Origin of the sequence: Prosthecobacter sp. (assembly GCF_046154365.1) — a bacterium.
Taxonomy (GTDB): domain Bacteria; phylum Verrucomicrobiota; class Verrucomicrobiia; order Verrucomicrobiales; family Verrucomicrobiaceae; genus Prosthecobacter.
Map to the genome: position 1 here is coordinate 1 of NZ_JBJXFV010000095.1, position 9,967 is coordinate 9,967.

The window sequence follows — 9,967 nt, forward strand, 5'->3', positions numbered from 1 at the left end:
CCGAGCGCAGCGAGTTATGCCGGACTGCCCCTTGCACGGAGCGACGCATCTGATCCCTGGGTGTCGCGCACACAACTCCAAGCCTCCTCAATGGCACATAAAACCCCACGGGAAAGTCTCAATGGCCCAAAAAAATCGCCTCATCACTCGCCGCACTCGGCTCCTGCGCTGCGGCAAGCTCCGCGAGCTGACTCGCCTCCAATCGCGACAGGTTGGCCTGCTCCCGGGCAAAGCGCAGCAGCTCCTTGCGCACCAGATTCCACGCGATCGCCCGCAACCAAGCCCGAAACGACCCCGCCGAGGCCAACTCCGCCAAATTTTGATACGCAAAAACAAAACTCTCATGCGTGATCTCATCCGCCAGATGCGCCACCGGCAGCTTCATCGCCACAAACGCCCGAATCGCAGCCAAATGCCGCCGCACCAGCCAAGCAAACGCCGCCGCCTCGCCACCACGCACTGCCGCGACCAGCTCAGCGTCGGTCGGTTCAGGAAAGTCTGGTGAAAAAGGGGTCATTCACCCGCATTGTAACGCGAGCGGGCGGCGGCGTTACATGGAATGGCAATAAAACCCCCAAGTGCCTTCGCCTGGCCACGACACTGCTACTCAGCAGGTTGCAAAGATCCGCACGGCTTTTTTGCGCAAGAAGAGCAACTGGCGCTTGTTAGTTTGCCACATCAGGCAAATGAAGCCACCCCATGTCCACCAAAGCACGCTACATCATGATCGGAGGCTTCCTCGGAGCCGGTAAAACGACGACCGTCGGTCGGCTGGCGAAGCATCTGAGTGATCAAGGCCTCAAGGTGGGCCTCATCACGAATGATCAAGCGGGCGGACTCGTGGACACAAAACTTTTGCGCGGGCAAGGTTACGCGACAGAGGAAATCGCCGGCGGCTGCTTCTGCTGCCGCTTCAACACGCTGGTGGATGCCGCCAGCAAGCTGACAAGCAGCACGAAGCCGGATGTCTTCATCGCCGAGCCGGTGGGGAGCTGCACCGACCTCGTGGCGACCGTGACCTACCCGCTGCGCCGCATGTATGGCGATTCCTTCACCATCGCACCGCTGAGCGTGCTGGTGGACCCGATCCGGGCGCGGCGTGTGTTCGGACTCGATGCTGGCGGCACTTTTTCGACCAAGGTGGCCTACATCTTCAAGAAGCAGCTCGAAGAAGCCGACATCATCGTCATCAGCAAAAGCGATCTCATCGACGACACGCAGCGTGAGGAGCTGCGGGCCGTTCTGATGAAGGAATTTCCGCTCGCCAAGATCGTCACGGCTTCGCCACGACAGGAAACCGGTCTCGACGAACTTTTCGCCAGCCTCATGACGGATGAGCAAGCGCGGCGCAACCCGATGGCGGTGGATTACGAAGTGTATGCGGACGGTGAGGCGCTGCTCGGCTGGCTGAATGCGACTGTCACGCTGAAGTCGGACGATGAGTTCGAGGCGAATGATTTCCTGAAACGACTCGCCACGAACGTGCAGGGCCGTTTGCAGCTCGCCGGAGTCGAGATCGCGCATTTCAAGATGACCTTCAGCCCTGACGATGGCATCGCCGGCGAACTGGCGAGCATCAATCTCGTGCGTAGCGACTACGTGGCCGAACTCGGCATGGAACTCGACGAACCGAGCACCGGCGGCCAGTTGATCGTCAATCTGCGTGCCGAAGCCGATCCCGCCTCGCTGATTGAGTCGGTGAAAACAGGCTTGAACGAAGTCGCGGCCAGTTTCTTCGGCCTTCAGGCCACGCTAGATCACGAAGAACACTTCAGGCCGGGCAAGCCGACACCGACGCATCGCGACGGGTGATGATTTGGAACTGGGGCAGCGCAGCTATGAGAAACTGAGGCTCACGGTACCACCGTCGGTTTCATCGACACCAGCCGGGTCGTGACCTGCTGGCGCACGGGCATGGGTTTGCCCTCGACCTTGAGCTGGATGGTGGCGGAGAAGACGGCGAGGGAGATGGTCTTGCGTTCGAGGTCGAAGAAGACGTGGCCGTTGACCTTGGAGCCGTCGCCGAGAGTGACGAGGCGGTCGGTGCTGAGGTCGTTGCCGGTGCTGTCTTTGTCGCGCTGGGATTTCATGGTGCCTTCGAAGGCGATCTGGGCCTGGCGGCGGCCTTCGCGATCGACGATGCCGTCGAACTTGGCGTTGAGCTTCACCTGCACGGTGCCGGCCTGAGGGAAGGGGACGATTTCGTCGGAGATCCATTTGTCGCCGGGGCGGACGGGGATTTTGGGCAGGCCCATTTCGAGCGAGCGGCGGAACAGCGTGGCGAGCTGGCGGGCGTTGGCGATGGAGGCCAGGTCCGGCTCCACACCGCCGGTGACCATGGAGCCGGTGTCCTTGGCGTCGATGAAGGCGTCCTTGTCATCATAGACGAGGGTGAAACCTTTGCCCGTCGAGCCGCCGAGGATCTGCTGGAGGCCCGGGTGGGAGGAGCCGGGGTTCTTGGAGTCAAACACATGGCTTTTGCCCTCATAGGTCATCTCGCCGAGCAGCGATTCGATCATCACCCTGGCCTCGGTCTGGCCTTGTGGCGTCTTTTGTACGGAGATGCTGGTGGTTTGATGCAGCTTGAGCTTTTGATCGCTGGTTTTGCCCAGAGCGGTGAGGAAGTTCGTGGTGTCGGTGTCCGACTCCTGCAGGTAGGTCTGGCCGGGTTCCCAATGCAGCTTCAATTCCACCGGGGCGTCGTCCTGGGCGGGAGAGTGGAGGGCAAGGCAGAGGAAGGTCGATGCCAGGAGTGCGGCGGGGCGGAGCATGGGCCGAGGTAAGCCACCGGGCGGCGGTTTGCAACGCGGCTCTCCAACGTGCGCGGGCTTTTTCTGGCAGGGAAGAAATCGTGCCAGAAGTTGGCACGCTTCCGGCTTTAACTCGGTTCTGCAAAAGGTTGGACCAGGAAAATCATCTTCCCACGGTTCTGATCGTTGCAATTTGTGAAACCACACTTCTAATTGCTGTTAACCATGAAAAAAGTCGAAGCGATCATCAAACCGTTCAAACTGGAGGATGTTAAAGAGGCCCTCTCCGAAGTCGGAGTCGAAGGCATGACCGTCGTGGAGGTCAAAGGATTTGGCCGCCAGAAGGGCCACACCGAGATCTACCGCGGCAGCGAGTACACCGTCGATTTCCTCCCGAAGGTGAAGATTGAAGTCGTCGTGGACGACAGCCGTGCCGACACCGTGGTTGACGCCATTGTGAAGGCCGCCAACACCGGGAAAATCGGGGACGGCAAGGTGTTCGTGAGCGCCGTGCTCGACGCCATCCGCATCCGCACCGGTGAGCGTGGCTCCGACGCTGTTGCCAGCAGCTAGTCTCCCCCAGAACCGCAGTCCTTTAAAATCGTAACCCGCCAGTGGCTCCATGCTGCTGGCGGGTTTCTGTGTTCATGCCTTGGCATTGCGGAAGTGGCTTGTGTCGTTTTCGTCACCTGAGATCGCGCTGGTTGTCTTGACAGCCAGTGCTGCGCTTGCTCTAACTGCCACGCCCCTCGATTCCGGTGGGTTTTCCCCGCATGATCTCCTTCCAAAAAATCTTCGGCAAAACGGATGTGTTTTATGACCTGCTGGAAGCCAGCGCAGGCCAGGCTCGGCAGAGCGTACAGGCGCTGCACAAGCTGCTCTCCCGGCCCATCGGTTCCGCCCCCGATCTCGAAGCCTTTTCCGACTCGCGTCGGGAGGACAAGAAGATCACCCAGCAGATCGACGAGGCGTTGTGCCGCACGTTTGTGACCGAGCTGGAGCGTGAGGACATCGAGGCGCTGGCCAATGCGCTCTACAAGATCCCCAAGACCGTCGAAAAGATTGCCGAGCGGCTGCTGATCAGCCGTGAACGCCTTGGAAAGGTGGATTTTTCCCCGCAGGTCAAGCTGATGGACACGGCGGCCGACATCGTCCTCACCATGATCCTGGAGCTGCGCAAAAAGCTGCACCTGGAGCGGGTGAAGGTTTTGAATGACAAGATCCAGCAGGTCGAAGGCGAGGCCGACAAGCTCATCCTGAACTGCCTGCGTGAACTGTACACCAGTGAGAAAGACGCGGTGCAGGTCATCATCCTGAAAGACCTTTACGATCTCATGGAAAAGGTCGTGGACCGCTGCCGTGACGCCGGAAAAGTCGTCGCCCACATCGTTTTGAAGAACTCCTAGGCCCCTGCGGAAGCTCCCATGACCTCCGCGCTCTTCCTGCTGCTTGTCGTTCTGCTCGTGGTGTATGCCTTCGAGTACATCAACGGCTTCCATGACACGGCCAACGCCATCGCCACTGTCGTCTCCACCAAGGTGCTCACGCCGCGCCAAGCGCTGCTGCTGGCTGCGGGCATGAATCTGGTGGGCGCGTTCTTCGGCCAGGCGGTCGCCAAGACGATCCATAGCGGCATTGTCGATGACAAAGTGGTCGCGGTGACGACGCTGACGGTGTTTTGCGCCATGCTGGCCGGCATCATCTGGAATCTGCTGACGTGGTGGTTTGGCATGCCTTCCAGCTCCACCCATGCGCTGGTGGGCGGGTTGATCGGCGCGAGCCTGGGGGCTTCGAGCGGCAACTGGCAGGTGCTGATCTGGTCGCGGGTGAAGATCGACAAGGTGACCGGCAAGGAGAGCATGGAGGGCATTTATCACAAAGTCGTGGTGCCGATGATCACCTCGCCGTTGCTGGGGCTGGTGGTGGGCTTCCTCTTTATGGGCTTCCTGTTCTGGCTCATCCGCAACTGGCGGCCGCACAAGGTGAACACGGTGTTTGGCAGGCTCCAGATCGTCAGCGCTGGCTACATGGGCTTCGGCCACGGCATGGCGGATGCGCAGAAGACGATGGGCGTGATCATGCTGACGCTGTTTGCCGCCACGCAGGCCGGTGAACTCGACGGCCTGCCGGAATGGCTGAATTTCCTGAGAATCACAGACAAATCGGCCTCGATCCCCATCTGGATCGTCATGACCTGTGCCTTCACGATGGCCGCCGGCACCTACGCGGGCGGCTGGCGCATCATCAAGACCCTCGGCCACAAGATGGTCAAAATGAAGCCCGTGCATGGTTTCGCCGCCGAAACGACCGCCGCCACGATCCTCGCGACCACCGGCTACATGGGCATGCCGGTGAGTACCACGCACACCATCACCACCAGCATCATGGGCGTCGGCGCCGCGAAACGCTGGAGTTCTATGCGCTGGCCGCTCATCGAGAGCATCGTCTGGGCCTGGGTGATGACCATTCCTGCCACCGCCCTGCTCGGCTACGTTTTCCACCGGCTCATCACGCTGGCGCAGTGATCTCATCCAGCGCCGCCCGCAGCGCCGCCACCATGCGCTCGATTTCATCCAGCGTGACACATAGCGGCGGCATCAAAACGAGCGTGTTGCCGATGGGACGGGTCAGCAGGCCGTGCTGGCGTGCGGCGCGGCAGACTTTGGCACCCGTGCTCAAATCCGGCGAGTCCACGGTCATCGCGGCGATCATGCCGCATTGGCGAAAGGCGCTCAGGTCGCCCATCAGCTCGGCTAACCGCGCGATTTTGGCCGGCAGTTGCTCCAGAACTCGTTCCTCGCGAAAAATGCGCAGGCTGGCCAGCGCCGCCGCACAACCGAGCTGGCTGCCGGCATAGCTGTGACCGTAGAAAAACGTGCGCCCTTCGTCCGGTTCGCCGAGGAAGCCTTCAAACACGCGTTCCGTGGTCAACGTGGCGGCAAACGGCAGGTAACCACCGGTAATGCCCTTCGCGAGGCAGAGGAAGTCAGGAACCACGCCCTCATGCTCGCAGGCAAACATCCTGCCGGTGCGTCCGAAGCCCGTCATCACCTCATCCAGGATCAAAAACACGTCCTGCGCTGCGCACCACGCGTCCAGCGTCTTCAGCATGCTTTGCGGCCATAGGCGCATCCCCGCTGCACCTTGGATCAATGGCTCAATGATGACCGCAGCAATGCGATTGTGGTCGTCAACGGTCAAGCGGTCAAGGGCGTCAAGGCTCGGGACCGTGATGACGCGATAGCCGAAGTCATTGCCGCTGCCTTTGAACAGCGGAATGCCGCCCAAGCTCGCTGCACCGAGCGTGTCGCCGTGGTAGGCACGATCAAAGGCGACCAGTGTGTCGCGCTGCGGCCTGCCGTTTTGCTTCCAATACTGCAAGGCCATGCGCACGGCGGATTCGATGGCGGTGGAGCCGTTGTCGGTGAAAAACGCCCGCGTGAGCTTCCCGCCCGGCAGCAAATCCACGAGTTCCTTCGCCAGCCGGATCGCCGGTTCATGCGTAAAGCCGAGAAACGACGTGTGCGCCACCTTGCCAAGCTGCTCGATGATCGCCGCATTGATCACGGGATGGTTGTGCCCATGGACGTTCGTCCAGATCGAGGCGTTGCCGTCGAGGTACTCATTCCCAAATTGATCCCGCAACGTGCAGCCGTGCCCCGCCACCAGCAGCAGCGGCACCTGGTCCGCCGCGCACCACTGCCGCATCGGGGTGAAGGGGTGCCAGAGATGTTGCTTGTCGAGTTGGTGGAGATCGGTCATTGCTGGCAGGTTGATCTGCGGAGTTCCATAGGCGCTCGTTGACCTGTGGTAAATCGCTGATTCTTTGCTAAACTAGCGTCGTTTTGAGCTTGTTTGTCTGAGGAAACCTCGAGTTTTGCATGATGGCCGATTCTTCTGCACCTATTCACCAGTATGCTGCGCAAAATAGCGGTTCTTTTCCGCTGACGATGTGGTCGATGATTCGGGAGGTTAATTCTGAAACGGAAGCGGCTGTGGGGCTGGAGCGGCTGGCGCGTGCATATTGGCAGCCGTTGTATGTGTTTGCGCGGCAGCGCGGAGCAAACAGCGAGGTGGCAGCGGATCAGGTGCAGGGTTTCTTTGAGCATCTGATCTCTCAGGAGGCACTTGCAGACGTGAAACGAGGTGAGGTGCGTTTCCGCAGTTTTTTGCTGCGTTGTTTTACCAACTGGCTGGCCAACCTGCTGCGCGCCACGAACCGGCAAAAACGTGGTGGCGGCGTGCTTGTGGCCAGCATGGAGGAGATCGGTGGACTGGAGAAACATGCAGCACTGGTGGATGGTTCATCGCCGGATCTGGCCTATGACCGGCGCTGGGCGCGGGCAATGGTGGATCAGGTGCTGCGGAGACTCGATGAGGAGCATGCGGATCGTGTGCGCGGGGCGTTTTTGCAGGAAGTGCGCCAGCGGGTGTTCGCGGCGGATGATGGCACCCCCGATTGGGAGGCAGTGGCGGTGCGGCACGGCATGTCTCACGGCGCGGTCCGAAAAGCGGCGGCAGACATGCGGCAGCGTTTCCGCATGCTGCTGCGTGAGGAGGTGCGTCAAGTGGTGGCCACCGACGCGGACGTGGATGATGAGCTGAGGTATTTGGTGAGTTTGATGTGAACTGCATGAGTGACTCACCGCTGAAATCATGCGCCGTCTGCTCCCGACCGCTGGAACAGGACGGAATTTGCCTCGCGTGCTTGCTCAATGAGAGTATCAGCGAGGATGCGGCACCGCCAATGCCCACACGTCGGCTCGGCGAGCTGCCCTGTGACTTTGCGGGTTATCGGCTCATGAGGGAGATCGCCAGCGGTGGCATGGGCATCGTGTTTGAGGCATTGGATGTTAAGCTGAAACGCACCGTTGCCATGAAAGTCATTCGCAACGCCTACTTCGCCACTCACATGGAGGCAGCGCGGTTCCGTGCAGAGATGGAAGCCATCGCCCAACTCCTGCATCCGCACATCGTGCCGGTTTATGACAGCGGTGAGGAGGATGGCACGCCGTTTTTTACCATGCGTCTGGCGGAGGACGGTTCGCTGGCTGAACAACTGCAAAAGAGCGGGGCGATGTCGGTACGCGTTGCTGCGGCGATGATGATCCACATCGCCCGGGCCGTGCAGCATGCGCATGATCGTGGCGTGCTGCATCGTGACCTGAAGCCGGGGAATGTGCTGCTCGATGCTGAAGGCGGCCCGCTGCTGGCAGATTTTGGCCTGGCAAAGCAGTTGGACGGGGGCGGATCACTCATCACACGCAGTGGCTCACAGGTGGGCACGTTGCATTACATGAGTCCGGAGCAGGCCTCCGGTGGCGCGCAAGAGATCACCACCGCCAGTGATGTGTGGGCGCTGGGAGTGATGCTCTTTCAAATGCTGACCAACACACTGCCTTTTGACGGTGCTAGTGCTGTTGAGATATTACACCGCATCACGCAGGATGAGCCGGGGTTGCATTTGACCACCAAGACGCGGCACAGCGCTGCGTCTGCGGTGGCGAAACTGCATCCCGATCTCGCCACGCTGGTCCAACGCTGCCTGGAAAAGAAGCCAGAGAAGCGGCTGCGTAGCGCTGGCTTCCTCGCTGAGGAATTGGAGCGTTTTCTAGCCGGAGATGAGATCGAGTCACGCCCCGTCACCGGCATCGATTTGCTGTGGCGGCGTGCGGTGCGGCACAAGGTGGCTACCGCAGCGCTGTTTGTGGCGGTTTTTTCACTGCTGGCTGGCACGGTTATATCGACGTGGCAGGCGGTGAAGGCCCATAAGGCGGAAAACGCGGCGCTGAAGCAGAAAGCGGAGTCGGACGAGATTGCGCGCATCGTTTTGGACACGGTTCGCAGCATGGACGAGCATGTGATCGGGAAGGAGGTGGACCCGGATCAATGGCGCGAGGAATTACTGCGGCGAATGGCCGGATTTGGGGGTGATCCCCGGCGGAAGGCGGCCATGCTTGCGGAGGTGGCCACCATGATGAAGCAGCCGGCGGACGTGGAGGTTTTCCGTGTGGTGCTGTCTGAGGTGGAGCCTCTGCTCGATCCAAATGACCCGCTGCTCTGGAGCTTGCGCTATCGTCTAACACTCAAAAAAATGCTTTCCGCCGCTGCCGCAGGCCCGGATGCCGCCGCAGCACGCGATGAGTTGCGCCGCATCCTCGTCTGGCAGCAATCGCATCTCGAACGCGAGGACGCGCAAATTTGCAAGACGCAGTATGCGCTGGCCGAGGAGCTTATCGATGAAGTGCGCACGCCGGAGGCACTTCAGGAGGCAGAGTCGCTGCTCAAATCCTGTGTAGAGCATTATCGCCGCAAAAACGATGTCTTCGACGAGGTCACCGCGAATATCCAACTGATGACAGCCATTTTCGACCAGGGGCGGCAGCAGGAGGCGCTCCAACTCGGGCGCGACACCGTTGCGCAGTCCCTCAAGGCCCGTGGTGACCGCCATGCGCTCACCGGACGCGTATTCGGCAGGCTTGCCAAGCATTGCCGGGATGCCGGTTTGATCGAAGAATCCATCCTGCATGCCCGCCGGGCGCTCGACATTTACTGGCACACCGTGGGGCCGGACTACGTCAAAGCGAACGCCACGCTCGATGCGCTGGCGGACACGCTCGAAAAGCATGTGGGGGATGAAGCCGTGCTGGAATTACGCCAGGATGCCCTGCGTGCCTGTGATCAGGATCTTGGCCCCATGCACGGCTCCACATTGCGGCAAGCTGCCAAGGTCATTGAAGCTCTGCGGGACCTGAAACGCCTCGAAGAAGCTCGCAGCCTGGCGGAGGCCTGGCTGGATCGTGTGCGTTCTGGGGGCAGCCTGCCTCCTGACGCAGCAGCGATCGTGGTGAACCAATTTCAGACCCTCCAAGACCTCGGTCAATCTGGGGAAGCCGAGGAGCTGCTGCAAAAGCTCCCAGCCATGCTCCAGGTCCAAAAGTGGGACGAATCGACCTCCTTCAGCCGTTGGGAGGCGCTTGCCAATCGACTGCTCAAAGCTGGAAAGGCTGCGGAAGCCGTCCGCATCGTGAAACACCTCCTTGAAGTGCTGCCAAAGTCTCACATCAATGAACGCAAAGCTGCGGAATTACGGCCTGAGCTGCAAAAGCGGCTGAAGGATATCGAGGGAGACGGGAAATAAAATGATGTCTCAAGGTAACACGGCGTGTAAAACGGTTTGGATGATGAGTTGGCATGTATTTTTCTCATGCTGGAGC

Annotated in this window: 9 protein-coding genes; 6 read left to right on the plus strand and 3 right to left on the minus strand. The window is 60.3% G+C overall.

Features of this window, described 5'->3' with window-relative positions; translation table 11 throughout:
* Positions 1-118: 118 nt before the first annotated feature.
* Entirely contained in the window at positions 119-517 is a 399-nt protein-coding gene (locus ACKVY0_RS12190; RefSeq protein ID WP_409215093.1) for an RNA polymerase sigma factor, read from the minus strand.
* Between the two features lie 182 nt (positions 518-699).
* Here ACKVY0_RS12190 and ACKVY0_RS12195 point away from each other — a divergent pair, with 182 nt between their 5' ends.
* On the plus strand, positions 700-1,812 hold the full coding sequence (locus tag ACKVY0_RS12195; protein WP_409215094.1) for a GTP-binding protein: 1,113 nt from the start codon (positions 700-702) through the stop codon (positions 1,810-1,812).
* Between the two features lie 41 nt (positions 1,813-1,853).
* On the opposite strand, the gene ACKVY0_RS12200 is transcribed toward ACKVY0_RS12195, so the two are convergent.
* Complete coding sequence (locus ACKVY0_RS12200) at positions 1,854-2,771, minus strand: hypothetical protein (RefSeq protein WP_409215095.1); 918 nt, start codon at positions 2,769-2,771, stop codon at positions 1,854-1,856.
* 204 nt (positions 2,772-2,975) lie between these two features.
* On the opposite strand from ACKVY0_RS12200, the gene ACKVY0_RS12205 reads away from it, so the two are divergent.
* From ACKVY0_RS12205 to ACKVY0_RS12215, 3 genes are all read left to right on the plus strand, one after another.
* A complete protein-coding gene (locus tag ACKVY0_RS12205; RefSeq protein ID WP_409215096.1) occupies positions 2,976-3,323 on the plus strand; it encodes a P-II family nitrogen regulator in 348 nt (115 codons plus the stop codon).
* A 200-nt stretch (positions 3,324-3,523) separates the two neighbouring features.
* Positions 3,524-4,156: a DUF47 domain-containing protein gene (locus tag ACKVY0_RS12210; protein ID WP_409215097.1), complete on the plus strand. Its 633-nt coding sequence runs from the start codon at positions 3,524-3,526 to the stop codon at positions 4,154-4,156.
* A gap of 18 nt (positions 4,157-4,174) precedes the next feature.
* Complete coding sequence (locus tag ACKVY0_RS12215; RefSeq protein WP_409215098.1) at positions 4,175-5,275, plus strand: anion permease; 1,101 nt, start codon at positions 4,175-4,177, stop codon at positions 5,273-5,275.
* On the opposite strand, the gene bioA is transcribed toward ACKVY0_RS12215, so the two are convergent.
* Positions 5,259-6,512: an adenosylmethionine--8-amino-7-oxononanoate transaminase gene (bioA, locus tag ACKVY0_RS12220; protein WP_409215099.1), complete on the minus strand. Its 1,254-nt coding sequence runs from the start codon at positions 6,510-6,512 to the stop codon at positions 5,259-5,261. The two genes, ACKVY0_RS12215 and bioA, sit on opposite strands and share 17 nt — an antisense overlap.
* Positions 6,513-6,709: 197 nt before the next feature.
* On the opposite strand from bioA, the gene ACKVY0_RS12225 reads away from it, so the two are divergent.
* Both ACKVY0_RS12225 and ACKVY0_RS12230 read left to right on the plus strand, forming a co-directional pair.
* Positions 6,710-7,378 (plus strand): RNA polymerase sigma factor, encoded by a 669-nt coding sequence (locus ACKVY0_RS12225; protein WP_409215100.1) that lies wholly within the window; start codon positions 6,710-6,712, stop codon positions 7,376-7,378.
* A 119-nt stretch (positions 7,379-7,497) separates the two neighbouring features.
* Positions 7,498-9,891: a protein kinase domain-containing protein gene (locus tag ACKVY0_RS12230; RefSeq protein WP_409215101.1), complete on the plus strand. Its 2,394-nt coding sequence runs from the start codon at positions 7,498-7,500 to the stop codon at positions 9,889-9,891.
* The last annotated feature ends 76 nt before the right edge of the window (positions 9,892-9,967 follow it).

What these genes read in the sequence shown, in the direction of transcription:
- ACKVY0_RS12190 (WP_409215093.1), bottom strand. Translation starts at nt 517, where the DNA reads ATGACCCCTTTTTCACCAGACTTTCCTGAACCGACCGACGCTGAGCTG.
- ACKVY0_RS12225 (WP_409215100.1), top strand. Translation starts at nt 6,710, where the DNA reads ATGATTCGGGAGGTTAATTCTGAAACGGAAGCGGCTGTGGGGCTGGAG.
- ACKVY0_RS12195 (WP_409215094.1), top strand. Translation starts at nt 700, where the DNA reads ATGTCCACCAAAGCACGCTACATCATGATCGGAGGCTTCCTCGGAGCC.
- ACKVY0_RS12200 (WP_409215095.1), bottom strand. Translation starts at nt 2,771, where the DNA reads ATGCTCCGCCCCGCCGCACTCCTGGCATCGACCTTCCTCTGCCTTGCC.
- ACKVY0_RS12215 (WP_409215098.1), top strand. Translation starts at nt 4,175, where the DNA reads ATGACCTCCGCGCTCTTCCTGCTGCTTGTCGTTCTGCTCGTGGTGTAT.
- ACKVY0_RS12230 (WP_409215101.1), top strand. Translation starts at nt 7,498, where the DNA reads ATGCCCACACGTCGGCTCGGCGAGCTGCCCTGTGACTTTGCGGGTTAT.
- ACKVY0_RS12210 (WP_409215097.1), top strand. Translation starts at nt 3,524, where the DNA reads ATGATCTCCTTCCAAAAAATCTTCGGCAAAACGGATGTGTTTTATGAC.
- bioA (WP_409215099.1), bottom strand. Translation starts at nt 6,512, where the DNA reads ATGACCGATCTCCACCAACTCGACAAGCAACATCTCTGGCACCCCTTC.
- ACKVY0_RS12205 (WP_409215096.1), top strand. Translation starts at nt 2,976, where the DNA reads ATGAAAAAAGTCGAAGCGATCATCAAACCGTTCAAACTGGAGGATGTT.